The organism is Cellulomonas sp. P4_H12 (genome assembly GCF_056400905.1).
Genome location: NZ_JBFUKJ010000028.1, coordinates 1 through 25,201 on the forward strand (window position 1 = coordinate 1; position 25,201 = coordinate 25,201).

Consider the following 25,201-nt stretch of genomic DNA (forward strand, 5'->3'; position numbering starts at 1 on the left):
CCGCGTGATCGCGGTGCGCTTCTCGACGTGCGCCCGAAGGGACTCGAACCCCCAACCTTCTGATCCGTAGTCAGATGCTCTATCCATTGAGCTACGGGCGCGCGGCCCCGCAGGGCCGGAGACGACGATACAGGCCACGGGCCCGCAGGCCCAAACCGTGGTGCCGTGACCCCAGACACGCTCGTGGCAGGATCGCGCGCATGGCGACGGCAGGCGCAACCACCGGACGACTCGGCACCGGAGGCGGCCGCTGGGGCATGCGCGCCGACGTGCTGCGGCACGGCGACGGGCGCGACAGCAGCCGGGTCGGCTACGTCGAGCTGTTCTTCGACCTGGTGTTCGTCTTCGCGGTGACCCAGCTGTCGCACAGCCTGATCGCGCACCCCGACCTCACCACGCTGCTGCACACGCTGGTGCTCGGGTGGGCGGTGTGGTGGCTGTGGATCGACACCACGTGGGTGACCAACTGGCTGGACCCGGACAAGGTCCCGGTGCGCGCGATGCTGTTGGTCCTCATGCTGCTGGGCCTGCTCATGTCGAGCGCCATCCCCGAGGCGTTCGAGTCCAAGGCCCTGCTCTTCGCCGTCCCGTTCGTCGCCATCCAGCTCGGCCGGACCCTCTTCACCGTCTGGGCGATGGGCCGGCACTGGCCCGAGAACGCCGTCAACTTCGTGCGGATCACCGTCTGGCTCGGCGTCTCCGGGGTCTTCTGGATCGCCGGCGCCCTCGTCGACGAGCACGCCCGGCTCGTGCTCTGGGTGATTGCCGCCCTGCTCGACCTGGCCGGCCCCCGCGCCCTGTTCTGGGTGCCGTTCATGGGCCCGACGGACCCCACGACGTGGGCCGTGCGCGGCGACCACATGGCCGAGCGGGTGTCCCTCTTCCTCATCATCAGCCTGGGCGAGTCGATCATCGTGACGGGCACCGCGTTCGCGGAGCTGGACGTCTCGGCCACGACCCTGCTCGCGTTCCTCGCCGCCTTCGTCAGCACCGTGCTCATGTGGCTGCTCTTCTTCGACCGCTCCGAGCAGTCCGCCACCGCCTACTTCTCCCGGCAGTCCGAGCCCGGCATGGTCGCGCAGACGGCCTACACCTACGTGCCGTTCCTGCTGATCGCGGGCATCGTGCTCACGGCGGTCGCCGACGAGCTCGTCCTGCTGCACCCGCTCGGCCACACGAGCACGTGGACGGCCGGCCTGGTCTGCGGCGCGGCGGCGGTCTACCTGCTGGGCAACGCCTTCTTCCGACGAGCGACCGGCGGCCGGTGGTCGGCCCCGCACCTCGCGGGCGTCGTCGTGGTGCTCGCGGTGTTCCTGCTCCGCGACGCCCTGACGCCCCTGGCCCTGAACTGGGTGTCGAACGCGGTGATGCTCGCCGTGATCGTCGGCGACGTGATGCTCGGACGACGGCGGCAGGGATGACGAAGGCCCCCGCCGGCACCAGGTGCCGACGGGGGCCTCGGGCCGGTTCGCTCAGGCGCGAGCGTTCCGGCGGACGAGCACCAGCGTCGCGCCGGCGATCAGGGCGATCGCCGCGACGAGGCCCGGGGCGAGCAGGCTCGCACCAGTGCTGGCCAGCGCGGCCGGGCGAGTGACGGTGATCGCCGCCCAACCGACGATCGAGCCGTCGGCGGCGGTGACGACCACGCGGTGCGCACCGGCGGTCAGGTTCGCGGGGAGCTGCGCCGTGAACGTGCCCGAGGCGCTGACCGTCCTGGTGCCGAGGAAGGTCGGCGTCGAGAAGACGTAGGCGCCCAGCGTCTGGCCGGAGTAGGACGCATCGACGCGCACCGTGATCGTGCCGCCCGGCACGAAGGAGCCCGTGACGGTCACGCCGCTGTGGTTGGTGGTCGTGAGGTCACCCTCGGCCGGTCCGGCGGTTGCGCCGGCGGTCGGAGCAGCCGTCGTCGGCGCGGACGTGCTCGGCGTCGCGGGCGAGGTCGTCGTCGGGTCCGGCGTCGGGGTCGCCGCCGGCTCCTCGTAGCCGAACGTCGACGTCGTGCAGCCGACGGTGACGGAGTTCACGGTCGTCGAGGCGGCGGCCGGGTTGGTGTAGAGCACCCGCACGGCGGTGACACCCAGCGTGGGGTTGGCAGCGACGATGTGGGCGAAGGTGTCGAACGTCGCATAGCCGAGGCCGGACGCGACATTCAGCGCGGTGGTGCTCCACCACTTGCCGTTGTAGCTCGCCTCTTTCTCGTAGACGAGGTCGGCGCCGTTGGACAGCGTCAGGTGCACGCCGAGGTACTGGCTCGAGGTCGCGTCGAAGTCGACGACGCTCCCCATGTCCGCCAGGGTGCCGTCGACGTCGTGCTGGACGCCCGCCTCGGCCCAGTCGCCCGGGACGTCGATCCGGATGCCGCCGTCGACCCAGGTGACGTCACCGTCGCCGAAGGCGGTCCAGCCGTCGGCGTCGAGGTTCGTCGACGCGACCGCGTCGGGCTCGCACACGGTGGAGAGGGCGTCGGAGAACGTGGTGGTGACGCAGCCGAAGGTCACCGAGTGCACGGTCGTGACGGAGCCCGCGTTGTTCTTGCCCTGGCCGAGGCCGTTGGCGATGACGAGCGCCTGCGGGTACATCTCCGAGAGCGCCGAGAGCGTGATCGGCTGCGCCTGGCTGCCCGGCGCAGGGTTGGCGATCTTCGACGACCACCACTTGCCCTGCTCGATCGACGTGTACGTCTCGATCGAGCCGGTCCCGCCGAGCGGGGCGCCGTTCACGTAGGGCTCGTAGACGAACGTCGCGAAGCTGCCGGGGACGCCGGTCGTGAACACCTCGAGGTCGTAGGCGGCCTGCGGGCCACCCGTGTTGCTCAAGGAGTACCCGAGACCCGTCACACCGGCGAGCGGCACGGTGCGGTTGTGGAACCAGTTCTGCTTGTCCGACGCCGTCGGCGTGCTGAACACGAGGCCGTCCGCGCTGGGCGTCGGCGCACCGTCCTCGGTGCGCCAGTCGGCGTCGCTCGCGGAGGAGACGGCGAAGTCGGTGCACGCTGCGCCGATGCCCCCGACCCCGGTGTCGGTGGCGGCGAACGCCGGCGCGACCGCGAAGGCGCCCGACAGGCCGAGCGCCGTCGCCAGGATCAGTACTTTCTTGCCTCGCATGGAAACCCTTTCGAAGATCGACGGCGCGTGGTTTTCGTCGCGCGATCGGCATGCCTGTTCGCGCGTGAATTGCGCGCGACCGGCGTGCCCGCTCGCGCGGGTCGCCGCGCGATCGGCATGGTGCGGGCCACCATATGGGCGCCGGAGGCAACCAGATGACCCTGGGCCGCTCGGCAAAAGCACCCATCGGCGGCACACCCAGACATAGACGCGCCCGGCCACCGGGTGAACTTGGGGCCGGCTGCGTCGCACGCCCGGGGCTTTTGTCGTGGCCCGGGCCTTGTGTCGCATTCGAACGGCCGCGGGCATGCGAGCCCGGGAAATGTGCGACGACGACGAAAGCCCGGTCCGAGGACCGGGCTTTCGGGGAGCGGAGACGGTGGGATTTGAACCCACGGAAGGCTTACGCCTTCACGACCTTAGCAGGGTCGCGCACTAGACCGGGCTATGCGACGTCTCCAGGACCAGCACAGGGTACCCGTGCGGGTGGCCGACCTCCAAAGCGGCTCCTGACCTGCGACGGGGGGCGTTTCATTCCCGCCGACGGCCGTGAACATCGCCACAGCTTGCGGACCGCAACTTTCTGAGGAACGGCTGAGAGGATCGCTGCAGACCCGGCCGATAACTCGTTGACCGGCCCTGGCGGCACTGCTGTGCTGAGCCCGGGCGCCCGGCACGTCGGGTCCGCTCCCGGACCGTCCCGCGGTCCCCTCTCTCCCCTGGCGACGCCGCCCCCCTCTCCTCATCGGAGTTCTCCATGTCCGAGCCTGCCCTCACGTCCGTCGCGGTCACGCCGTCCGCGACCGAGACCCCCGACCCGCGGCGCTGGCTGATCCTCGGGATCATCGCCGTCGCGCAGCTGATGATCGTGCTCGACTCGTCGATCATGAACATCGCCCTGCCGTCCGCCGCCAAGGACCTCGGCATCGCGTCGGCGGACCTCCAGTGGGCGATCACGTCCTACACGCTGGCCTTCGGCGGCCTGCTCCTGCTCGGCGGGCGCATCGCCGACTACCTCGGCCGCAAGACCACGTTCGTGATCGGGCTGGTCGGCTTCGCGTTCGCGTCCGGCCTCGGCGGAGCCGCGGCGACGGAGGGGCTGCTCTTCGCTGCGCGCGCTCTGCAGGGCGCGTTCGCCGCGCTGCTGGCCCCGGCCGCCCTCGCGCTCATCACGGTCACCTTCACCGAGGGCCGGGAGCGCGCCAAGGCGTTCGGCGTGTTCGGTGCGATCTCCGGCGGTGGCGCCGCGATCGGCCTGCTGCTCGGCGGGGTGCTCACCGAGTACCTCAACTGGCGCTGGTGCCTCTTCGTCAACCTGCCGATCGCACTGGTCACCGGCGCGCTCGCGGTCCGCTACCTGCGCGAGTCGAAGGCCCCCGGCGACACCAAGCTCGACGTCCCTGGCGCCATCCTGGCCAGCCTCGGCCTGGCCACGCTGGTCTTCGGGTTCACCGAGGCCGCCAAGCAGGAGGTCGGCGCCGACGGCACCCTGGCGGCGGTCGGCTGGACCGACCCCACCGTGCTCGGCTTCCTCGGTTTCGCGGTCCTCTGCCTCGTCGCGTTCGTCGTCGTCGAGACGCGCGTGAAGAACCCGCTGCTGCCCATGCGCGTCGCCCTCGACCGCAACCGCGGCGGCTCCTACCTGGTGTTCTTCCTGGTCGGCGCCGGCCTGTTCTCGATGTTCCTGTTCATGACGCTCTACTTCCAGAACGTCCTGGGCTACACGCCGCTCAAGGCCGGCTTCGCGTTCCTGCCGTTCAGCCTCGGGATCATCGCCATGGCCGGCGTGGTCGCCCAGCTGCTGCCGCGCGTCGGGCCGAAGCCGCTCATGCTCGTGGGCCTGGCCCTGGCCACCACCGGCATGCTCCTGCTGCTGCGCACCACGCCCGAGTCGTCCTACGCCACGAGCGTGCTGCCCGGCATCGTCGTCATGAGCCTCGGCATGGCCGCGGTGTTCATCCCGGCGTCGAGCACCGCGCTCGTCGGGGTGGGCAAGCACGACGCCGGCGTCGCCAGCGCCCTGCTCACCACGTCGCAGCAGGTGGGCGGCTCGTTGGGCCTCGCGCTGCTGAGCACGTTCTCCCTGTCCGCGACGGCGACCAAGCTGTCCGACCTCACCGCCGGTGGAGCCGACGCCGCCGCCCAGACGACGCTCGCGACCGCGCAGGTCGCCGGGTTCCACGTCGCCTACCTCGGCGGCGCCATCCTGCTGGCCCTGGGCTTCCTCGCGGCGCTGACGCTGATCACCGCCAAGAAGGACGACCTGCCGGCGGAGTCGGCCGTGGCTGCCTAGCCTTTCCGCACCCACTGGTTGGCCCGGATGTTCTGCGACGCGAGCCGCGCCGTCTCGTCGAGACGCGCGGCTCGCGTCGTCTCCCGCTTCGCCTGGACGATCCACTCGAGCAGGGCGCGGCGTGCGGACGGCGGGAACGCGTCGAAGTACTCCCGCGATCCCGGGTAGCGCGCGAAGGCGGCGGCCAGGTCGTCCGGGACGATCAGGTTCTCGACGTCGTCGAGCAGCGTCCACGACCCGTCGGCCTTCGCCGCGTCGATGAGCGCGCGGCCCGCATCCGTCATCCGGCCCTCGGCCTCGAGGCGCAGGATCCTCTCCTTGTTGGTCCGCGCCCAGCCGCTGCCCGCCTTGCGGCGCGTGAACCAGAGGGCGTGGCGCTCGTCGTCGATCGTGCGTCCCGACGAGTCGATCCAGCCGACGCAGAGCGCCTCCTCGACAGCCAGCTCGTACTTCACCGACGGGCGACCGGTGGGCGACTTCCACGACACCAGCCACGCCCCGGTCTCCGTCGCGTGGTGAGTGAGCAGCCAGTCCCGCCACTCCTCGACCGTCTCGGCGTGCACCCACGGCGCGTCGTCCCTGCCCACCTCTGTCCTCCCTCGGTCATGGCGCTGCACCCGGCGTGGGTGGCTAGACACCCTTGTCGACGGCCTCGCGGGCCGCGGCCGCGGTGTCACGGGCACGGTCCGCCCGGGTGAGCTCGCGCTCGGTCGTCGAGACCTCGCGGTCGTCGTGACGCAGGTTCTGCTGCGCGAGGCCGACCTCCCGGTCCGCCGCGGTCGCGGTCTTGCCCGCAGCGGCGAGCCGGCGGCGGACCTCGGCCAGCTCGCGGACCAGGTCGTCCTCCTCCTCGTGGGCGCGGGCGGCGGCCTCCTCCGCGCGGGCCACCTGCGCGGCGCTCTCGTCGCGCGCGGTGACGGCGGCGTCGTGGCGCGCCTGCGCCTCCCGCGCCGCCCGGTCCGCCTTCTCCCACGCGGCCTGGGCCTCGTCCCGGGCCCGCTGCTCGCGCTCCTCGCGGCGCTGCCGGCGCTCGCGCTCGGCGCGCGTCTCGCCGCCCTCTTCGGGCTCGGGCGCCTCGGTCGCCGTGCGCGTGGGACGGGAGGACCCGGAGCCGCCGACGACGGTCAGGCGCGGCGGGGCGGGCGCCTTCGCAGGCTGCTTGTCCGCGCGCACCGCACCCGTCGACGCGCTGCCCCCGCCGCCCGTCGTGACGGTCCCTGCGCCGGCCGTGCCGAAGCCCGAGTACTCGCGCGCCGCCGTGAGCCGACCGGAGACGACGTCCCGGGCGACGTCCGGGTCGGCCAGGGCGGCGGTCAGCGTCGCGTCGAGCTCCTGCGTGACCGCGTCGCCGATCCTCTGCCCCGTGGGTTGCGCCAGGCGGCGCGCGCGGGCCACGAGCGAGCGGACCAGCTGGCGGCGTTGCGTCGACAGCTCGCGCAGCGCCGGACCGTCGAGAGACTTCTCCGCCTCGCGCAGCCCCTCGCCCAGGGCGACGATCTGGCTCGCGAGCGCGGGGTCGTCCCGGACGAGGAGGTTGACCAGCCAGGCCGAGACCGTCGGCTTGCGCAGCTCGCCGATGGCGGCCGCGAGCTCTCGGTCGCCGTCCGACCGGGCGGCCTTGGCCGCGGCGGTGCGCCGCGCGATGAACTCGCCCGGCGGCCCCGCGTAGAGGTCGTCGGCGACGTCGTCCAGCTCGCTCATCGGATCCGTCCGGCACCAGGGCTCACGGTCCGACCCTGCCCTGCCGGGGGCCGCACGTCCACGACCGGACAGGCTCGGGTCGCGCGCGTGGTGCGCCGCGGTGATGATCCTGGGACGACGGGTCGAGCAGCGGCCCCGGCGCGGGTGCTCTCGAGGGTGGCGGCGATGATCGGCAGGGCGGTGAGCCTGGCACCGTTCGGCGCGCCCGGACGCGGGCCGGCGGTGCCCGACCTGCCGGCGACCGTCGACGGCGCGCTCGCCGCGGTCACCACGTGGCCCGGCGACCTCGTGCCCGGCGAGGGCCGCACGGCCGACCTGTGGGAGCTGCTGGCGACGCTCGGCGCCGCCGACCTGGCGGTGGCGCGCGCCGTGGAGCCGCATCTCGACGCCCGCGCCATCCTCCGGCAGGCCGGCGGGGACGACGGCCGCGGTCGCACCTGGGGCGTCTTCGCGGCCGAGGGGTCCGGGGTGAGGCTGGACGCGGCCGACGACGACGGCTGGCGGCTGACGGGGACCAAGCCGTGGTGCTCGCTGGCGGCCGTGCTCGACGCGGCGCTGGTCACCGCGCACCTGGCCGACGGCGAGCGCCGGCTGTTCGCGGTGGACCTGCGCGCACCCGGGGTCCGCGTGCTCGACCAGCCCTGGGTGTCGCGCGGCCTGGCGGAGATCCCGAGCACGGCCGTGGCGTTCGACGGCGTGCCCTCGACGCCCGTGGGGCCGGCCGGCTGGTACCTGGAGCGGCCGGGGTTCTGGTGGGGCGGCATCGGGGTCGCGGCGTGCTGGTTCGGGGGTGCCGTGGGGATCGGGCGACGGGTGCACGCGCAGGCCGCGGCCCGCGACGACGAGCTGCTCGCGATGCACCTCGGAGCGGTCGACCAGCGCCTGGAGTCGGCCCGCCGCGCGCTCGAGGAGGCGGCCCGGCTGATCGACAAGGACGTGCTCGACGCCGGCCAGGGCCGTGTCCTGGCCAAGCGGGTGCGGGCGACCGTCGCCGCGGTGTGCGAGGACGTGGTGGCCATCGCCGGCCACGCGCTGGGGCCCGCGCCGCTGGCGCTCGAGGAGGAGCACGCCAAGCGCGTGGCCGACCTGCAGGTCTACGTCCGCCAGCAGCACGCCGAGCGCGACGACGTGTCGCTCGGCCGGGCCCTCGCCGCGTCGCAGGAGCCGCCGTGGTGACGTTCGACGGCCGCGCACCCGGCACGCCCGCGGCGGTGTGGTCGGCCGACGAGAGGTTCCGGGCGCTGCCCGCTCTCGTGGTGCGGCGCACCGGTCGCACGGTCGTCGTCGCCGCGCACCCGGACGACGAGACGCTGGGCGCGGGCGGGCTGCTGGCCGAGCTCAGCGACGCCGGCCACCCCGCCGAGGTCGTCGTGGTGTCCGACGGCTCCGCGTCCCACCCGGGTTCGCCGACGCTGGACCCGCCGGACCTTGTCGCGCGGCGCCGGGCCGAGGTGCTCGACGCGGTCCGCCTGCTGTCCCCGGGCTCGCGCGTGACGCTGCTCGGGCACCCCGACGGGACGCTGCGCGAGGCGCGCGACGCGGTCGAGGCCGACCTGCGCGCGGTCCTCGCCGACGGACCGCCGGTCGACCAGCTCATCGCGAACTGGCGCGGCGACGGGCACCGCGACCACCGCATAGTCGGCGAGGTGTGCGCGACCCTGGCCGACGAGCTCGGCTGCGCGCTGCTCGAGTACCCGTTGTGGCTGTGGCACTGGGCGACCCCCGACGACCCGCGGGTGCCGTGGGACGCGCTCGGGGTGGTGGAGCTGACCGACCGGTCCATCGTCCGCAAGCACCGCGCGCTCGCCGCGCACGTCACGCAGGTCACCGCGCTGTCGGCCGACCCCCGCGACGCCCCGACGCTCCACCCGGCGTTCCTGCGCGCCTTCGACCGGGACGTCGAGGTCTTCGTCGGCGCACGCAGCACTCCCCTGGAGACGCTGCCGGGCGACTTCTTCGACGCCACCTACGCCCGGCACGACGACCCGTGGGGCTACACCGACCGCTGGTACGAGGAGCGCAAGCGCGCGCTGACCCTCGCGGCGCTGCCGGATCGGCGGTACGCACGGGCGCTCGAGATCGGATGCGGCATCGGGGTGCTGACCGCGGAGCTGGCGCGGCGCGTGGACGACCTGCTGGCGGTCGACGTGTCGGCGGCGGCGGTCGACCGGGCGCGGGAACGAGTACCCGGGGTCCGGTTCGAGGTGGCCGACGTGTCGGCCGGGCTGCCCGACGGCCCGTTCGACCTGATCGTCCTGTCCGAGGTCGGCTACTACTTCTCGCGGCCGACGCTCGCGCGCGTGCTGGCCGGCCTGCGGGACCGTCTGGCGCCCGGCGGCACCCTGCTGGCCTGCCACTGGCGGCACCCGGTCACGGCGTACCCGCTGAGCGGCGACGAGGTGCACCGCGTGCTGCGGCGCACCACCGACCTCACCCTGCTCGCCGGCCACCGGGAGGCGGACCTGCTGCTCGACGTCTACGGCGACGACCCGCGGTCGGTGGCGGAACGGACGGGGCTCGCGTGAGCGCCCGGATCGAGCACGTCGTGGTGGTGGTCCCCGCCCGGGACGAGGAGAGGCTGGTCGGCCGGTGCCTCGCGGCGCTGCAGGCCGCGCGCCAGGCCGCGCGGGCGGTCCTGCCGGACCTCACGGTCGACCTCGTCCTGGTGCTCGACCGCTGCACCGACGGGACGCGGTCGGTCGCGCTGGGCCACCTCGACGTCCGGCTGCTCGACCTCGACGAGGGCCAGGCAGGTGCGGCGCGCGCGGCCGGCGTCCGCGACGCCCTGGGCCGGTCCACGGCCGACCCCGCGCGCACCTGGGTGGCCTCCACCGACGCCGACTCGGCGGTGCCGCCGGGGTGGATCCTCGACCAGGTGCGTCGGGCGGACGCCGGCGCGGACGTGGTCGTCGGCACCGTGCGCCCGGACCCCGCCGACCTCACCGCGGACCAGCTCGCCGCCTGGCGCGCCACCCGCGTGCCCGGTCGGCCCAACGGGCACGTGCACGGCGCCAACCTGGGTGTCCGCGCCGACGCCTACCTGCGCGTGGGCGGCTTCCTCGACCAGCCGGAGCACGAGGACGTCGAGCTGGTCGGCGCGCTGCGGGCGTCCGGCGCGCGCGTCGTCGCCTCCGACGCCTCGGACGTGCTCACCTCGGGCCGGATGGTCGGCCGGACGCCCGGTGGGTACGCGGGCTACCTGCGGTCGAGGTTCGGGGCGCCGGCGGAGGACGACGAGGCCGAGTCCGCCTGAGCGTCCGCGAGCGCGAAGCGGACCTTGCGCTGCTCCACCGACGCCTCGAGCAGCCGCACGCGGACGTCCTCGCCGAGCGGCAGGCCGACGCCCTCGAGGCGGCCCCGGACCACGGGGTCGCGCAGCTGGACGATGCCCGCGTCGCGGTCGGCGCGCACGTCGACGACCGCCCCGTCGAAGACCTCGCCCTCCCGGCCCGTGAGCAGGGCGGCCTCCACCAGGTCGACGCAGCCGCGCTCGAACTCGGCGGCGTGCTTGTCGCCGGACGCCATGAGCCCGGGCAGCTCCGGCAGCGCGTCGCGGACCCAGGCGGGAACGGGCGTGCCGGCGCTGAGCGCGAGGCACGTCTCGCCGACGAACCGGTCCACCAGCCGGCGCAGCGGCGCCGTCGCGTGCGCATAGGGGGCGGCGATCGCCGCGTGCATCGTGAACGCCGGCAGCTCGCCGTCGAACGCGACGTAGGCCGCGCCGCGCAGCAGCGACGTCGCATCCGTGAGGAGGGCGGCGTGCGCCGGGTTGCCGGCGTCCAGGTCGCGGATGACGTCGCCCGGGGTGGCGCCGTCGGGCCACGGCACGCCGAGCGCGTGGGCGGACAGGCGCAGCCGCTCGACGTCGCGCGGGTCCGCGTCGGGCAGCGTCCGCAGGATCCCGACCTTGCCGTCGAGCATCAGCCGCGCCGCGCACATGCCGGTGAGCAGCGAGATCTGCGCGTTCCACTCCTCGACCGGCAGGGTCGCGCGGCTGCCCAACGTCCAGACGCCGTCCGCGCGCTGCTCGACCATTTGCTCCGGCGTGGGCAGCGTGATGCCGCCGCGCTCGCGTTCCGCCGCCTCGCGCAGGGTGCCGATCTCGCGCAGGAGCAGCAGCGGCTCGTCCGCCGAGCCGTCGTCGAGAGCGGTCTGCGCGCCGACGTACGTGAGCTGGGCGCGGCTCCGTACAGAGGCACGCACGACCGTCGTGGACACGGGCTGACCCGTGGCATCGAGGTCGATCGTCCAGAGCAGCGCGGGTGTCACCTGCCCCGGCAGCAGGCTCGCGACTCCCTCCGACAGCTGCGGCGGGTGCAGCGGCGTGCGCCCGTCCGGTGCGTACAGGGTCTCGACCCGCACGCGCGCCTCGTCGTCGATCGCACCCCCGGCCCGGACCCACGCGGCGACGTCGGCGATCGCGTACTGCACGCGGAAGCCCTCGCCCTGCCGGGTGAGGTACACCGCCTGGTCCAGGTCCTTCGAGCCCTCGGGGTCGAGCGTGACGAACGGGATGTCGGTGGCGTCGACCCGCGGCAGCGGCGGAGGATCGTGGATCACGGCCGCTGCCTCCGCGAGGACGCGCGGCGGGAAGTCGGCGGGGACGTCGAGCTCGTGGCGGAGGGCGTCGAGACCCCGCCGCACGAGGACGTCGACGGCCTCCCCCTGCGCCTCCTGCGGCGGGCGGGCGTGCAGCTGGACGTGGCGTCGGGGCACGCCGTGAGCCTAGGCGGGCGTCGGGGTGGACGCCCGTCGTACGCGGTCGTCCACCCCGTCGCGAGGGCTACGGGACCAGGGTGATGCGGCCGCCCGTCGGGACCGGGTACGGCGCGGCCTGGCTCGAGTGCTTGCCCAGGTAGGCGACGAGCACGTCGAGGTCGCTCTGGCCGACGAACGCCTTGGTGCCGTTGCGGATGGCGGTGAAGCCGTCACCGCCGCCGCCGAGGAACTCGTTCATGGCGACGCGGTAGGTGCTCGTCGGGTTCACGGGCACGCCGTTGATCGCGACCGACACGAGCCGGTTCTCGTTGAGCGCCCCGGTCGCCCGCACGACCTCGCTGACGTTCGCGGAGACCTGCAAGGTCTTGGGCGCGGTGCCTTGGCCCACCCACTGCTGGCCGAACATCGTGAGGACGTCCGCGCCCTTCATCGAGACCACGTTCATGACGTTGGTGAAGGGCTGGACCGTGAACGCCTGGCTGTACGTCTGGGCGCACGGCGCCGTGGCGGGGACGCAGACGAAGTCGGCGCGGATCCCCCCGGGGTTCATGATCGCGAAGTCGGCGCCCCCGATGTTGAGCGGGTCGGTCTTCACGCCCTCCAGCTGCGCGTCGGCGATGAGGTCGCCCGCCGGGGTCTCGCCCGACGCCGCGCAGAGCGCGGCGGTGCAGCCGCGGCCGAGGATCGTCCCGCCGATGTAGCCGACGACCGTGTTGGCGATCGGGCCGAGGTAGGTGGTGTAGCGGCCGATGAGGTCGGTCTCGGCCGGCGCAGCCGGGACGTCGCGCGTGACGGGCATGTTCGTCGCGACCACCGACGGCCGGACGATGTCCTTGGTCCGCGGGTCGTACTTGAGCTCGATGTCCGTGTACAGACGCCCGAACGACGAGCCGCTGGTCACCATGCGCGGCTGACCCTGGGGGTCCGGGATGTTGCAGGTGTACGCGGTGTGGGTGTGCCCCGTGACGATCAGGTCGACGGCCGGGCTGATCTGCTGGGCGATCGGCACGATCGGGCCGACCAGGCCGAGGCCGCCGCCGGCGTTGCAGTCGTAGTTGTAGGCGCCGCTCGCGGGGGTGCCGCCCTGGTGCAGCAGGACGACGATCGACTGCACGCCCTCGCGCTGCAGCTCCGCCGCGTACTTGTTGGCGGTGGACACCTCGTCCAGGAACGAGAGGCCCTGCACGCCTGCCGCGGTGACGATGTCCGGCGTGCCCTTGAGCGTCATGCCGATGAAGCCGATCTTCACGCCGTTGACCTTCTTGACGACGTACGGCTGGAACAGGGTCTTGCCGGTCGCGTCGACGACGACGTTCGCGGAGAGGAACGGGAAGTCGGCTCCCGTGAACGATCCGGGACCGGCGGGGCAGCTGTCGGCCGCGGGCGTCCCGTCCGGGTTGGTGCGGCACCCGCCGTTCTGCATCCGCAGGAGCTCGGTCGAGCCCTCGTCGAACTCGTGGTTGCCGACGGTGGTCACGTCGAGCTTGAGCGCGTTCATCGCCTCGATCGTCGGCTCGTCGTGGAACGCCGCCGAGAGCAGCGGGCTGGCGCCGATCAGGTCACCGGCGGCGACGGTCAGCGAGCGGTCGTGGCCCTGGCGCGCCTGCTCCAGGTGCGTCGACAGGTAGGCGACGCCACCGACCGTCTGCGCCACCGTCGTGCCGTCCGGCTGCAGTCGCGTCACCGAGCCCGACGACCCCGTCGGAGGCTCCAGGTTGCCGTGGAAGTCATTGATGGCCAGCAGCTGGATGTCCTTGAGCCGCTGGTCGCCGGGATTCCCGCCTGGCCCGCCCCCCGCGAACGCCGGCGCCGCCAGCAGTCCGGAGGCCGCCACCAGTCCGGCCGCAGCAATCGTCGTTCCGAGCCGCACGGGCCACCGAGACATGGTTCCTCCGACGTCGTTGTCGCGAGCGTGATCCAGCGGGTCCGATGGTGCCACTGCCGGGCCCGTATTGTCATTTGGGGCATTCGCACGCATCGGAACGCGTTGGTCCCGCTCGGACGTTTCGTCACGCAGCACGCCCCAACGCGCCGAACACTCCCGGGTCTCCTACCCTGCGGAGGTGCTTGCGCCGACGTCCCGCCACCGTGCCCTCCTGCCGGCCGTCGCCTTCGGCGTGGGCGTGTCCGCCCCGGTCTTCGTCCTCGCCTACCTGGTGCGCGCGGAGGCGCCGGGGCTGGCCCGGTTCGACGAGGAGACCATCGCCGCCGCGACCGCCTTCACCCGTGCGCACCCCGCGTTCTTCCGGGCGCTCGTGGTGTGGCAGGAGCTGCTCCAGCCCGTGTGGGTCAACCTCGCCGGTGCGCTGGTGTGCCTGTGGGTCTGGCGCAGGCACGGCCTGGGCACCCGCGCGCTGTGGGCCCTCGTCACGCTGATGTCGGCGTGGCTGGTGCAGATCGGCGCCAAGGGGCTCGTGCAGCGGGCCCGCCCCGTGGTGGACGACGCCCTCGAGCACGCCCCCGGGTCCAGCTTCCCCTCCGGGCACGCGACGAACACCGCCGCCGCGGCCGTCACGCTCACGCTTCTCGTCTGGCCCTTGCTCGGACGGCGCGGCCGGGTCGTCGTCCCCGTCGCCGCCGCCACCGTCACTCTCCTCACCGCCGCGGACCGCGTGCTCCTCGGCGTGCACTACCCGTCCGACGTCGTCGCCGGCATGCTGCTCGGCACCTCGCTGGCCGGCGCCTCCTACCTCGGCTACCAGGGGTGGAGCCCGCGGCCCCCCACGAATGGGATCTCATGACCCTCCTCGTCGGCGACACGACGAAGCCCCGCTCCGTCCGGACGTTCGTGCACCGCTACGAGCTCGACACCTCCCGCCCCACGTTCCGCTCGGCGTGCCGCGATCTCGCCACGCGGGCTCTCCTGCCCGGCGCCCTGTGGTGGCTCGTCATGGTCGGGATCGGCCTGCTCATCGTGGGCCCGCTCCACGACCTGCCCTCGGAGACCTCCGTCAACAGGTGGTTCGAGGCACGCCGCGGCGCCACCCTGAACTCCCTCACGCTGTGGCTGTCGAACTTCGGCCAGACCCAGTACGCCATCGCCGTGTGCGTGGTCGTCGTGGCGCTGTTCTGGTGGCGTACCAGGCAGTGGTGGCTGGCCGTGGTCCCCGCGATCGCGCTCGGACTGCAGGCGATCCTCTTCTACACCTCGTCGTTGCTGGTCGGCCGCGGGCGGCCCGACGTCGCGCTGCTGGACAACTCGCCCCCCACCACGGCGTTCCCGAGCGGGCACACCAGCGCGTCGGCGGCGCTCTACGTGTCGCTCGCGCTGCTCTGCCAACGGATCACGCGGCCGTGGCTGCGGTGGGGGCTGACGGCGATCTGCCTCCTCGTCCCGTTCGCCGTCGCGACGGCGCGCCTCTACCGCGGCATGCACCACCCCACCGACGTGCTCGTCGGTGGGCTGAACGGCCTCGTGTGCGCGGTCCTCGCCTGGTGGTACCTGCGAAGGGATGCGTGAAGCAGGGGACTCGAGGGGCGGAGGGCGTGGGATTCGAACCCACGAGAACGGGGTTGTCCCGCTCCAACGGTTTTCAAGACCGTCTCTTTCGGCCGCTCAGACAGCCCTCCCGTGCGGGCGTCGCGCCCGCAGCGGCACGAGTCTCCCACAAGCACTCGCGCCGACATGGTCTAGACCAGTAGAGTCACTAGGGTCATCGTCGACCCGTCCTGGAGGCAGGCCATGCAGCGTTCCGTCGTCGTCGCACTTCCCGAGGGGCTGCACGCCCGTCCGGCCGCCCAGTTCGTCGCCGCGGCCGGCAGGCTCCCAGCGAAGGTCACGATTGCGAAGACCGGCGGGGCGCCCGTGGCCACGGCATCGATCCTCGCGATCATGACGCTGGGCGTGGGGGCGGGCGACGAGGTCGTGCTCGAGACGGCGGACGACAGCGCCGACGCCGCCGCCTCGATCGACGCCCTCGAGGAGTTTCTGCGCCAGACCGCCTGACGGCGGGCCGGTGCCGGCGTCAGAGCCCGAGCTCCTCCAGCACCGGGAGACCGGCGCGCACGGCGGACCGGGCGTCGTCGGCCGTGCGCTGCGCGAGGGCTAGCGTCGCCAGCGCACGGCAGTCCTCCAGAGTCACCGACGCGAGGACCGCGCCGACGTCCGCGAGCGCGCGGGCGGTCATCGACAGCGACGTCGCGCCGAGGCCGACCAGCACCGGCGCGAGCACCGGGTCCGCCGCGGCCTCGCCGCAGACCCCGACCGGGCGGTCGCGCGCCGCGCCCCCGGCACAGGCCAGTGCGACCAACGACAGGACCCCCGGCTGCCACGGGGTGGACAGCTGCGCGAGGCCGGCGAGCTCGCGGTCCGCCGCCATGGCGTACTGCGTGAGGTCGTTGGTGCCGAGGCTCGCGAACCGCGCGCGCTCGAGCAGGTCGCCGGTGCGCAGCGCCGCGGCGGGCACCTCGATCATGACCCCGGCCTGCGCGAGGCCGTGGTCGGCGCACAGCTCGACGAAGTCGTCGGCCTCCGTGGCCGTCGCCACCATCGGCGCCATCACCCAGACCCCCGCCGACGACGCTGCAGCGGCCAGCGCGATCGCCGCGAGCTGGTCGGCGAGCACTGCCGGGTGCGACCACGAGGTGCGCAGGCCGCGGACGCCGAGCGCCGGGTTGGGCTCGCCGGCGGCGGTGACGAAGGGCAGCGGCTTGTCCGCGCCGGCATCGAGCGTACGGATCACGACGCGGCGGCCGGGGAAGGCGTCGAAGACCTGGGCGTACGCCGCGACCTGCTCGGCGACGCCGGGCGGCGTGGTCCGTCCGAGGAAGCCGAACTCTGTGCGGAACAGCCCGATCCCCTCGGCCCCCGCCGCCGCGGCGGCGACGGCTCCGGCGGGGTCGCCCACGTTGGCCAGGAGCGCGACGGGGTGGCCGTCGGACGTGCGCCCCGCGTGCTCCAGTCGGGTCGGGCGGGGCCTCGCGTGCGACGCGCGCTCGACGGCCTCGGCCGACGGGTGCCGCACGACCTCCCCGGTGGAGCCGTCGACGAGGACGGTGTCACCGTCGGCGAGGCCGAGCGCACCGGCGACCGCGACGACGCACGGGATGCCGAGCGAGCGCGCCAGGATCGCCGTGTGGGCGGTGGGGCCGCCGCCGGCCGTCACGATGGCCAGCACCTGTGCTGGATCGAGCCGCGCGGTGTCCGCGGGAGCGAGGTCGCGCGCCACCAGCACGAACGGCCGCCCGGGGCTCGGCACCCCGGGCGGCCGCAGGCCCAGCAGCTCGGCGATGATCCGGTCGCGCACGTCCTGCACGTCGCGGGCGCGGTCGGCGAACATGCCGCCCAGCGCACGCAGCTGCTCCGCGACGAGCTCGGCGGCGTCCCACACCGCCCGCGCCGGGCTCGCCCGAGTCTCCACGACGCGCCTCCTGGCCTCGTCGGCGAGCGACGGGTCCGCCGCCATCGCCGCGGTCACCCCGAGGATGTCCGCGGCCTCGCCGGTCGCCGCCTCGGCGGCGTGGGCCAGGGCGTCCCTGACCTGCGCCGCCGCGTGGTCCACCGCGGCCGCCGCTGCTGCCAGGTCCGTGCCCGGAGCCGAGGGCTCGGGCGACGGCGCCGGGGGCGCGTCGGGCATGCGCGCCACGACGCCGACCCGGCGTCCCGGGCTGACCCCGAACCCCCTCAGGGTCAGCGGGGCGGCGGCGACCGCGGTGGTCATCGTGCGACGGCCGTCTCGTCGACCAACGCGTGGGGCTCCTTCGCCTGCGCCGCGGCGTCGTCGGCGCGGACCTGCTCGTCGGCCGGGGAGATCGCCACCGTGTCGTCGTCGTCGTCCTCGCGGCCCGGCGTCCGCAGGTTCCAGCGCGTGATGACGAACCGGAACAGGAAGTAGTAGACGGCGGCGTAGCCGAGGCCGATGACGATGAGCAGCAGCGGCATCGTCGCGATCCGGAAGTTGAGGACGTAGTCGATGGCGCCCGCGGAGAAGCCGAAGCCGTCCTTGATGCCCAGCGCGTTGACCAGCGCCAGCGACGTGCCCGTGAGGATCGCGTGGATGACGTACAGCGGGTAGGCGACGTAGACGAACGCGAACTCGAGCGGCTCGGTCACGCCCGTGACGAACGAGACCAGCGCGGCCGAGCCCATGATGCCCGCGATGACCTTGCGGTTCTTCGACTTCGACGTGTGGACGATGGCGAGGGCCGCGGCCGGGAGCGCGAACATCATGATCGGGAAGAAGCCCGTCATGAACGTGCCGGCCGTCGGGTCGCCGATGAGAAAGCGGTTGATGTCGCCGTGCGCGACCACGCCGTCGGCGTTGGTGTAGGTGCCGAACTGGAACCACGGCAGCGAGTTGAGGATGTGGTGCAGGCCCAGCGGGACCAGCAGCCGGTTGAGCGTCCCGTAGACGAACGCGCCGATGATCGTCGAGCCCGTGACCCAGTCGCCGACCGCCGTGAAGCCGGTGTGGAACGCCGGGTAGATCAGCGCGCCGGCGACGGCGACGAGCACCGAGACCCCCGCCGTGACGATGGGCACGAAGCGGCGCCCCCCGAAAAAGGCCAGGTACGGCGGGAGCTTGATCCGGTAGTACTTCTGGAACAGCAGCGCAGTGACCAGGCCGATCACGATGCCGCCGAGCACGCCGTAGTCGATGAGCTCCTGCGTCTCGCCCTCGCCCGCCTTCTCGAGGACGTAGGGCGACAGGGCGTCGCTGACGCCCTTGAAGACGAGATAGCCGATGACGGCGGCGAGCCCCGTCGAGCCGTCGGCCTTGCGGGCGAACCCGACCGCGACGCCGACCGCGAAGAGCAGCGGCAGGTTGGCGAACAGCGCGTTGCCGGCGGCCGCGAGGACCGCGGCGACCGGGATCATCCACGGCAGGTGGGCGCCGAGGCCGTCGGCGCCCAGCATGTCGGGCTGGCCGAGCCGCAGCAGCAGCGCCGCGGCGGGGAGGGACGCGATGGGAAGCATGAGCGAGCGGCCGATGCGTTGCAGCTGCGCGAGGCCGGGGATGCCTCGCTTCTCGGCGGTGTCCGCGGTGACGGTGGTCATGGAGCACTCCTCGTTGGGTGGTCCGGAAAGCTCTGGGGGGATGTCTGGTCTGGACCAGTTGCGAGCAGACTGGTCTAGACCTCATGATGTGTCAAGGGTCACGTCGCGAGGCAGCCCCGCGGGTCCCGGCTGCCGCCGGACCGCGCCGCACGAGGGAGTGGGCCGCACGTGGACGAGCTGGAGCACGGCACCGCGCACAAGTACCTCGTCGTGCGCGACCACCTCGCCGGGCTCGTCGCGCAGGAGCTCCGGGTGGGCGACGCGATCCCCTCCGAGCGTCACCTCAGCCAGCAGTTCGGGCTGTCGCGGATGACCGTGCGGCAGGCCGTCGACACCCTGGTGACCGAGGGCGTGCTGGTCCGCGAACAAGGGCGCGGCACCTTCGTCGCCCCCCAGCGCATCGACTTCGAGATGCGGCTGACGACGTTCGGCGAGGAGATGCGCCGCCGCGGCATGGAACCCGCCACGACGGTGCTCACCGCGCAGGTCGTCGCCGCGACCCCGGACGTGGCGACCGCCCTCGAGATCGAGCCGCGCCAGAAGGTGCACTTCCTCTACCGCGTGCGCAGCGCCGACGGCACGCCCATCTGCATCGAGCAGGTGTGGGTGCCCGTCGCGCTCGCGCCCACGCTCTTCGACGCCGGGCCACCCCCGAGCATGTACGAGGCGCTGCGCGACCTGGGCCTCGCCCCGGAGTGGGGGGAGGACACGCTGTCCGCCGACGAGGCCACGGACACCGAGGCGTCACTCCTGGGCCTCGGGGACGCCCGGGCCGTGCTGCGCGCCGAGCGGCGGACCTACTCGGTCGACGCGGCGACCATGTTCTCGCGCGCCTGCTACCGGGCCGACCGGTACAGCGTCTGGGTGCCCCTGCGTGCCCCGCGACCGGCGCTCGTGCCCCGGCGCCGGCCCGCGCTCGACGTGTCGTGGGCCGCACCCACGGCGCCGGACGCGGCACCCCCCGAACCCGTGTCGCCCGCCCCTGTGCTGGCCGACGAGACCCCGACGACTGCAGGAGGACGGCGATGAGGCCGGAAGGCAGAGACCAGGCGGCGGCGATCCTCGCGGCGCTCGGCGGCGTGGACAACATCGACGAGATCGAGCCGTGCACCACCAGACTGCGCTCGCTCGTCCGCGACGCCGGCCGCGTCGACGCGGCCGGGCTGCGGGCGGCGGGCGCGTTCGGGGTGATGATCTCCGGGCGCGTCGTGCAGGTGGTCGTCGGTCCGCACGTCGACCTCATCGCGACCGACCTCGACGAGCTGATGTGAGGAGAACCAACATGACCAAGGCGGAGCAGATCCTCGCGGCGCTGGGCGGGGACGCCAACGTCCTCGATCTCGAGCCGTGCATCACCCGGCTGCGGGTGGAGGTGGAGGACCCGTCGCTCGTCGACGAGCCCCGGCTCAAGGCCGCGGGAGCGATCGCCGTGGTCCGCTCCGGGGTCGCCGTGCAGGTGATCGTCGGTCCCGAGGCCGACACGCTCGCCTCCGACATCGAGGACCTGCGCTGATGGCGTCCCTCACCGTCCTCGCGCCCGTCGCCGGCCAGGTGCTCGGGCTGTCCGAGGTGTCCGACCCCGTCTTCTCGGCCGAGCTGGTGGGTCCGGGTCTTGCGCTCGACCCGCAGCGCGCCGCCGCGGCCGAGGTGATCTCGCCGATCGCCGGGACGATCCTCAAGCTCCACCCGCACGCGTTCGTCGTCCAGCACGAGGACGGCCGCGCGGTGCTGGTGCACCTCGGGATCGACACCGTCGAGCTGGGGGGCTCCGGGTTCACGCTGCACACCGCGGAGGGAGAGCTGGTGACCGCCGGTCAGGTCGTCATCACCTGGGAGCCCGCGGTCGTGGCCGCCGGAGGTCGGTCGCCGGTCTGCCCGGTCGTGGGTCTGGAGGCGCCGAGCGACTCCGTCACACGGCTCGCGCAGCCGGGCGACACCGTGGCGGCCGGCGAACCTCTGCTGTCGTGGGAGTGACCCGGCTCGAGATCGCGGTCCAGGACGTCGCCGGCGCGGCGGCCTCCGCCTTCCTGGGGGCCGACCGGCTCGAGCTCTGCGCCGCCCTCGCCGCGACCGGGGGCATCACACCGTCGGTCGGCCTGCTCGACGCCGTCCTCGCCACGGTCCCGGCGGCGGTCGGCGTCCACGTCCTGGTCCGGCCGCGCGCCGGTTCCTTCGTCTACACGGCGGAGGAGCTCGACGTGCAGGTCAGGGACGTGCACGCGGCAGTGGCGGCGGGCGCGGCCGGCGTGGTGGTCGGCGCGCTGACCCCCACCGGCGCGGTGGACGAGCCGGGTCTGCGACGGCTGGTCGAGGCCGCGGACGGGCGCGAGGTCACGTTCCACCGGGCGCTCGACACGGTGCCGTCGCTGGCCCCCGCGCTCGAGGCGCTCGCGTCGGTCGGCATCACCCGCGTCCTGACCTCCGGCGGTGCCGCGCGCAGCATCGACGGGGTCGAGCGGCTCGCGGCGACCGTCGCCCTGGCCGCCGGCCGCCTGCAGGTCATGGCCGGCGGCGGGGTGCGCCCGGCCGACATCCCGGCGCTGGTCGCCGCCGGTGTCGACGCCGTCCACCTGTCCGCCAGCAGGCACGTCGACGAGTCGGGCGGCCCGGGCGGAGGGTCGTCCGGGTACACCACGACCGACCCCGCGCTGGTGGCGGAGGCGGTTGCTGCCCTCGGCCGTCGCTGACGGCTCAGGTCAGACGCCCGTGACCGCCTCGAGCCGGCCGGACGCGATGGCGTCGACCAGCGCCGCGTGGTCCTTCTCGGTGCGGTCCGCGTAGCCCGACGCGAACTCGGCGAAGGCCTCGTCGGCCGCCTTGGAACCACCGAGGTACGCGGCGATGGCGACCCGGTCCCCCGAGCGTGCGTGCGCGCGGGCGAGGGTCCAGGCGCACAGCCCGCCGTAGTCGCGCATGCCGGCCGGCACCATGGCCTCGACCACCGCCGAGCCCTTCCAGTCCCGCAGCTGCCGGACGTAGAAGTCCCGGGTGACCCCGTCGATGCCCTCGTTGCGCTGCCAGCCCAGCATGGTGTCGCTGGCAGCCTGCATGAGCCGCTGGCCCTCGACCACCCGCTGCCCGGACTGCGTGTACTCGCTGGCGCCGAGGAACTGCTCCAGCACCGAGGCCTGGGCCTCCTTGGCCTGGAGGATGAGGTAGTCGTCCGCGTCGACCCCCTCCAGGAGCAGGATCCAGGCCCGCGTCCCGACGCTCCCGACCCCGACCACCTTCCGAGCCATGTCCACCACGCGGTACTGACCCACCAGGTGCCGGCGGTCGGGCTGCAGGCTCGCCTGGTAGGCGCGCACCAGGTCGTTCATGCCGGTGGCGAACCGTGCGGCACCTTCCACGCCCAGCAGCTCGGTCATCGAGGTGACCAGTGGGGGGTCCGAGAGGAAGCGCCGGTGGCCGTCGACCATCTCCGTCAGCTTCGCCACCGACTGCAGGTGGTCGCGCGTGCGCGCCTTCTTCACGGTGGACTGCGCGGTCTTGGACTGCGTCTTGCCGAACGAGCTCCCGTTCTTCGCCATGAAGTCGTCCACGTCGAGGCGGGCGTACCAGACCTCGATGTTGGGCTTCGCGGCGAACTCCCGGATGGTCGTCCGGTACACCTTGGCCACGCTCAGCAGCAGGTCGCGGCGCTCCTTGCGGCCGAAGCCGTTGCCGCGCGCGGCGATCTCGATGCTGGCCAGCAGCCGCTTCACGTCCCACTCGAACGGGCCGGGCAGGGTCTCGTCGAAGTCGTTGAGGTCGAAGAGGAGGCGGCGTTCCGGGGTGCCGTACAGGCCGAAGTTGGACAGGTGCGCGTCGCCGCACAGCTGGACGTCGAGGCCGGAGTCGTGCGTCGCGGCCAGGTCTGACGCCTGGATCAGCGCGGCGCCGCGGTAGAACGTGAACGGGGTGGCCACCATCCGGCCGTACCGGAGCGGCACCAGCTCGGGCAGCCGCGTGTGCCCCTGGGAGACCAGCAGGTCGATGGGGTCGGGCCGCGAGAAGCCCGACCCCACGTCGGCGAGCGCCTCACGCGGGAGCAGCACCCGCGCAGCGGCACCGCGGGCCGCGCGCTCGTCGCGCGTCAGGTGGGTGACCGGGTCGGCGGCACGCCGACGGTGCGGCCGCAGCGGCGGTGCCGGGCGAGGGCTCAGGACTTCATCGGTCGACGTGCCGGCACTGTCGGTCATTTCCTGAAACTAGGCCGCACGAGCCCCGCGGGGAAGGGGGCTGAGCGGCAGGTTCACCCGGACCGCTCCCACCACAGGGCCGGCCAGCCCGGCGACACGACCGCCAGCCCGTGCAGCGCCGAGACCTGGGCGAGCTGCACGTCGTACGTCGCCACGCTCGCGACGTCCGGGTGCGCGAGCGCGGCACCGATGTGCAGGGCGATGAACGGCGGGAGCACGCCCGAGACCTTCGTCGCCGCGCGCAGCGTCTGGTCGGAGAAGCGGATCACCTCGACCCGCTCCTCCACCTCGTGCGCGACGCCGCTCGCCTCGACGCCCCTCGGCCGGGCGACGCGGCGCAGCTCGGTGAGACCCAGGGGTGTGGTGATCAGCTGCGCCTCGTGCTCCGCGGTCCACGCGAGCCACTGCCTGCGGCACGGCGCACCGTCCAGGTACCGGGAGAGCGCCGACCCGTCAGCGTAGACGCGCTGCGTCGGGGCCGCCGCGGGACGCGGTGCGCGGGTCGGCGGCGTCGAGGGCAGGAGCTCCTCGTCCCGCGCCGCGCGCGGCTGCGGGATCACGCCCGCGCCGTCGTCGCCACGCGGACGTGGCGACGGGACGGACGACGAGTCGGGCACGCCCCCATGATCCCCCACGACGCCGGCACACGACTGCGGCCGACCCCCCTGCAGGGGCCGGCCGCCGTCAGGTGTGACCTCGAGGGTCACCGGCTGCGCAGACGCTCCATCGCGAGCTGCACGAGCGAGATGAGCGCCTGCTTCGTGGCCGCACGCGACCGGGCGTCCGTGTAGAGGACCGGCACGTGCGCGGGGATCGCGAGCGCCTCGCGGACGTCGTCGAGCTGGTGCTTGGCGACGCCGTCGAAGCAGTTGACACCCACGACGAACGGGATGCCACGGCTCTCGAAGTAGTCCACGGCCGGGAAGCACTGGTCGAGCCGGTCGGTGTCGACCAGCACGACGGCACCGATGGCGCCGCGAACCAGGTCGTCCCACATGAACAGGAACCGGTCCTGGCCAGGGGTGCCGAACAGGTACAGCCAGAGCGACCCCGGCAGCGCGATGCGACCGAAGTCCATCGCCACCGTCGTGGTGGTCTTGCGGTCGGACACACCGCCGGCGTCGTCGACGCCGACCGAGTGCTCTGTCATCGCGGCCTCGGTGTTGAGGGGCTCGATGTCGGAGATGGAGCCGATGAAGGTCGTCTTGCCGACGGCGAAACCGCCGGCGACGACGATCTTCACGACTGTGGGTGCGACGCTTCCTGCCGTGCCCGCCGGAGCGGCCACAGCGGCGTCAGAGGGCGGAAATGCCATTGAGAACACTCTCCAGCACGCTGAGGGACAGGGCAGGGGACTCACCGGTGTTGACCTCGACCGGCTGTGAGGTGTGCACGCGCACGTACTGCTGGTCAGAGAGATCGGATACGAGGATCCGGATCACGCCGAGCGGCAGGTGGAGCAGAGCGGAGAGCTCTGCCACCGAGATGTAGTTGGACGCTGCATGCTGCAGGATCGCCCGCTTCTCGGGCGGCAGACCCTGGCTCGCGACGGCGCCGGGCATCACCTCGACCAGTGCCTCGAGAGGCAGGTCGGAGCGCGCCGAGCGCACGCGGCCACCGGTCACGGCATAGGGCCGGACCGTTCTGGCCTCGTACTCGATGTGCTCGCTCATGAGTCAGTCTCTCCTCGTGGCTGTCAGGCCACCGGCGCGCGCGTCGCGCCGTCGACGGGGAGCTGACCACGCATCTCGGAGATGAGCTGCGGCGTGAGGGTCGCCTCGGTACGAGAGACGAGCATCGCCATCTCGTAGCCGATGAGGCCCACGTCGCAGCTGGACTCCGCGACCACGGCGAGGACGGAGCCGTTCGAGACGCTCATGAGGAAGAGGAACAAGTTGTCCATCTCGATGATCGCCTGACGCACCTCCCCCGCACGAAGCTGGCGCGCGGCGCCACGGGTCAGGCTCGACATCCCGGAGACGATGGCCGCGAGCTGGTCGCCGCTGGTGCGGTCGAGCTGCTCGGACATCGCCATGAGAAGACCGTCCGCAGACACCACGAGTGTGTGGCGGGTGCCGGGCACGGTCCGGACGAAGTTGTCCAGGAGCCAGCCGAAGTTGGCTGCCTCGGTGCTGAGCGCGGTCACACTTCCTCCTTGCTGGTGCAGTCGATGACTGCGGGGTCAGACGCCACCATGGCGGTGACG

At 73.3% G+C, this 25,201-nt stretch carries 25 protein-coding genes and 3 tRNA genes; 13 read left to right on the forward strand and 15 right to left on the reverse strand.

Annotated features, from left to right (window positions below; all coding sequences use genetic code 11):
- Positions 1–28 precede the first annotated feature (28 nt).
- Positions 29–101 (reverse strand) — tRNA-Arg (locus AC1DQC_RS15705).
- Between the two features lie 99 nt (positions 102–200).
- Here AC1DQC_RS15705 and AC1DQC_RS15710 point away from each other — a divergent pair.
- A complete protein-coding gene (locus tag AC1DQC_RS15710) occupies positions 201–1,421 on the forward strand; it encodes a low temperature requirement protein A (RefSeq protein WP_477052181.1) in 1,221 nt (406 codons plus the stop codon).
- 51 nt (positions 1,422–1,472) lie between these two features.
- Here the strand turns inward: AC1DQC_RS15710 and AC1DQC_RS15715 are convergent, their stop codons facing one another.
- Together AC1DQC_RS15715 and AC1DQC_RS15720 are read right to left on the reverse strand one after the other, a co-directional pair.
- Positions 1,473–3,104: a hypothetical protein gene (locus AC1DQC_RS15715; protein ID WP_477052182.1), complete on the reverse strand. Its 1,632-nt coding sequence runs from the start codon at positions 3,102–3,104 to the stop codon at positions 1,473–1,475.
- 371 nt (positions 3,105–3,475) lie between these two features.
- A tRNA-Ser gene (locus AC1DQC_RS15720) sits at positions 3,476–3,564 on the reverse strand.
- 297 nt (positions 3,565–3,861) lie between these two features.
- Here AC1DQC_RS15720 and AC1DQC_RS15725 point away from each other — a divergent pair.
- Positions 3,862–5,397, forward strand: coding sequence for an MFS transporter (locus AC1DQC_RS15725; protein WP_477052183.1), 1,536 nt, complete (start codon positions 3,862–3,864; stop codon positions 5,395–5,397).
- Here the strand turns inward: AC1DQC_RS15725 and AC1DQC_RS15730 are convergent.
- Together AC1DQC_RS15730 and AC1DQC_RS15735 are read right to left on the reverse strand one after the other, a co-directional pair.
- On the reverse strand, positions 5,394–5,984 hold the full coding sequence (locus tag AC1DQC_RS15730) for a YdeI/OmpD-associated family protein (RefSeq protein ID WP_477052184.1): 591 nt from the start codon (positions 5,982–5,984) through the stop codon (positions 5,394–5,396). The two genes, AC1DQC_RS15725 and AC1DQC_RS15730, sit on opposite strands and share 4 nt — an antisense overlap.
- A gap of 43 nt (positions 5,985–6,027) precedes the next feature.
- On the reverse strand, positions 6,028–7,098 hold the full coding sequence (locus tag AC1DQC_RS15735) for a hypothetical protein (protein ID WP_477052185.1): 1,071 nt from the start codon (positions 7,096–7,098) through the stop codon (positions 6,028–6,030).
- Positions 7,099–7,263: 165 nt separating this feature from the next.
- On the opposite strand from AC1DQC_RS15735, the gene AC1DQC_RS15740 reads away from it, so the two are divergent.
- Genes AC1DQC_RS15740 through AC1DQC_RS15750 form a run of 3 tightly spaced genes read left to right on the forward strand, consistent with a single transcriptional unit; the run spans position 7,264 to position 10,351 of the window.
- Positions 7,264–8,274, forward strand: a complete 1,011-nt coding sequence (locus AC1DQC_RS15740) for an acyl-CoA dehydrogenase family protein (protein WP_477052186.1) — start codon at positions 7,264–7,266, stop codon at positions 8,272–8,274.
- Positions 8,268–9,623 (forward strand): PIG-L family deacetylase, encoded by a 1,356-nt coding sequence (locus AC1DQC_RS15745; RefSeq protein WP_477052187.1) that lies wholly within the window; start codon positions 8,268–8,270, stop codon positions 9,621–9,623. Before AC1DQC_RS15740 ends, AC1DQC_RS15745 begins: the two co-directional genes overlap by 7 nt.
- Positions 9,620–10,351 carry a glycosyltransferase family 2 protein gene (locus tag AC1DQC_RS15750; protein ID WP_477052188.1) on the forward strand — a complete coding sequence of 244 codons (732 nt, stop codon included), beginning with the start codon at positions 9,620–9,622 and terminating at the stop codon, positions 10,349–10,351. Before AC1DQC_RS15745 ends, AC1DQC_RS15750 begins: the two co-directional genes overlap by 4 nt.
- On the opposite strand, the gene AC1DQC_RS15755 is transcribed toward AC1DQC_RS15750, so the two are convergent.
- Together AC1DQC_RS15755 and AC1DQC_RS15760 are read right to left on the reverse strand one after the other, a co-directional pair.
- Positions 10,294–11,814: an RNB domain-containing ribonuclease gene (locus AC1DQC_RS15755; protein WP_477052189.1), complete on the reverse strand. Its 1,521-nt coding sequence runs from the start codon at positions 11,812–11,814 to the stop codon at positions 10,294–10,296. The genes AC1DQC_RS15750 and AC1DQC_RS15755 overlap by 58 nt on opposite strands.
- Before the next feature lie 67 nt (positions 11,815–11,881).
- Positions 11,882–13,702 carry a bifunctional metallophosphatase/5'-nucleotidase gene (locus tag AC1DQC_RS15760; protein ID WP_477052190.1) on the reverse strand — a complete coding sequence of 607 codons (1,821 nt, stop codon included), beginning with the start codon at positions 13,700–13,702 and terminating at the stop codon, positions 11,882–11,884.
- A 178-nt stretch (positions 13,703–13,880) separates the two neighbouring features.
- Here AC1DQC_RS15760 and AC1DQC_RS15765 point away from each other — a divergent pair, with 178 nt between their 5' ends.
- Positions 13,881–14,558, forward strand: a complete 678-nt coding sequence (locus AC1DQC_RS15765) for a phosphatase PAP2 family protein (RefSeq protein WP_477052191.1) — start codon at positions 13,881–13,883, stop codon at positions 14,556–14,558.
- Positions 14,555–15,277 (forward strand): phosphatase PAP2 family protein, encoded by a 723-nt coding sequence (locus tag AC1DQC_RS15770; RefSeq protein ID WP_477052192.1) that lies wholly within the window; start codon positions 14,555–14,557, stop codon positions 15,275–15,277. The genes AC1DQC_RS15765 and AC1DQC_RS15770 overlap by 4 nt, the downstream gene beginning before the upstream one ends.
- Positions 15,278–15,295: 18 nt before the next feature.
- On the opposite strand, the gene AC1DQC_RS15775 is transcribed toward AC1DQC_RS15770, so the two are convergent.
- Positions 15,296–15,387 (reverse strand) — tRNA-Ser (locus AC1DQC_RS15775).
- A gap of 112 nt (positions 15,388–15,499) precedes the next feature.
- Here AC1DQC_RS15775 and AC1DQC_RS15780 point away from each other — a divergent pair.
- Positions 15,500–15,763, forward strand: coding sequence for an HPr family phosphocarrier protein (locus tag AC1DQC_RS15780; protein WP_477052193.1), 264 nt, complete (start codon positions 15,500–15,502; stop codon positions 15,761–15,763).
- Positions 15,764–15,782: 19 nt separating this feature from the next.
- On the opposite strand, the gene ptsP is transcribed toward AC1DQC_RS15780, so the two are convergent.
- Positions 15,783–17,477: a phosphoenolpyruvate--protein phosphotransferase gene (ptsP, locus tag AC1DQC_RS15785; RefSeq protein ID WP_477052194.1), complete on the reverse strand. Its 1,695-nt coding sequence runs from the start codon at positions 17,475–17,477 to the stop codon at positions 15,783–15,785.
- Positions 17,474–18,814: a PTS transporter subunit EIIC gene (locus AC1DQC_RS15790; protein WP_477052195.1), complete on the reverse strand. Its 1,341-nt coding sequence runs from the start codon at positions 18,812–18,814 to the stop codon at positions 17,474–17,476. The genes ptsP and AC1DQC_RS15790 overlap by 4 nt, the downstream gene beginning before the upstream one ends.
- A gap of 168 nt (positions 18,815–18,982) precedes the next feature.
- On the opposite strand from AC1DQC_RS15790, the gene AC1DQC_RS15795 reads away from it, so the two are divergent.
- The 5 genes from AC1DQC_RS15795 to AC1DQC_RS15815 are packed head-to-tail and all read left to right on the forward strand — an operon-like array spanning position 18,983 to position 21,501.
- The gene (locus AC1DQC_RS15795) at positions 18,983–19,843 is read left to right on the forward strand and encodes a GntR family transcriptional regulator (RefSeq protein ID WP_477052196.1); all 861 of its coding nucleotides are present in this window, start codon (positions 18,983–18,985) and stop codon (positions 19,841–19,843) included.
- On the forward strand, positions 19,840–20,085 hold the full coding sequence (locus tag AC1DQC_RS15800; protein WP_477052197.1) for a PTS sugar transporter subunit IIB: 246 nt from the start codon (positions 19,840–19,842) through the stop codon (positions 20,083–20,085). The genes AC1DQC_RS15795 and AC1DQC_RS15800 overlap by 4 nt, the downstream gene beginning before the upstream one ends.
- Before the next feature lie 11 nt (positions 20,086–20,096).
- Complete coding sequence (locus tag AC1DQC_RS15805) at positions 20,097–20,327, forward strand: PTS sugar transporter subunit IIB (protein ID WP_477052198.1); 231 nt, start codon at positions 20,097–20,099, stop codon at positions 20,325–20,327.
- Positions 20,327–20,788 (forward strand): PTS sugar transporter subunit IIA, encoded by a 462-nt coding sequence (locus AC1DQC_RS15810; protein ID WP_477052199.1) that lies wholly within the window; start codon positions 20,327–20,329, stop codon positions 20,786–20,788. The genes AC1DQC_RS15805 and AC1DQC_RS15810 overlap by 1 nt, the downstream gene beginning before the upstream one ends.
- The gene (locus AC1DQC_RS15815; RefSeq protein WP_477052200.1) at positions 20,779–21,501 is read left to right on the forward strand and encodes a copper homeostasis protein CutC; all 723 of its coding nucleotides are present in this window, start codon (positions 20,779–20,781) and stop codon (positions 21,499–21,501) included. The genes AC1DQC_RS15810 and AC1DQC_RS15815 overlap by 10 nt, the downstream gene beginning before the upstream one ends.
- A gap of 9 nt (positions 21,502–21,510) precedes the next feature.
- Here the strand turns inward: AC1DQC_RS15815 and AC1DQC_RS15820 are convergent, their stop codons facing one another.
- From AC1DQC_RS15820 to AC1DQC_RS15840, 5 genes are all read right to left on the reverse strand, one after another.
- Positions 21,511–22,995, reverse strand: coding sequence for a DUF2252 domain-containing protein (locus AC1DQC_RS15820; protein ID WP_477052201.1), 1,485 nt, complete (start codon positions 22,993–22,995; stop codon positions 21,511–21,513).
- 53 nt (positions 22,996–23,048) lie between these two features.
- Positions 23,049–23,612, reverse strand: coding sequence for a type II toxin-antitoxin system VapC family toxin (locus AC1DQC_RS15825; protein WP_477052202.1), 564 nt, complete (start codon positions 23,610–23,612; stop codon positions 23,049–23,051).
- Positions 23,613–23,698: 86 nt separating this feature from the next.
- Positions 23,699–24,310 (reverse strand): GTP-binding protein, encoded by a 612-nt coding sequence (locus tag AC1DQC_RS15830; protein ID WP_055916480.1) that lies wholly within the window; start codon positions 24,308–24,310, stop codon positions 23,699–23,701.
- A complete protein-coding gene (locus AC1DQC_RS15835) occupies positions 24,291–24,668 on the reverse strand; it encodes a DUF742 domain-containing protein (protein WP_456824043.1) in 378 nt (125 codons plus the stop codon). Before AC1DQC_RS15835 ends, AC1DQC_RS15830 begins: the two co-directional genes overlap by 20 nt.
- 23 nt (positions 24,669–24,691) lie before the next feature.
- Positions 24,692–25,141, reverse strand: coding sequence for a roadblock/LC7 domain-containing protein (locus tag AC1DQC_RS15840; RefSeq protein WP_028051268.1), 450 nt, complete (start codon positions 25,139–25,141; stop codon positions 24,692–24,694).
- Positions 25,142–25,201: the final 60 nt, after the last annotated feature.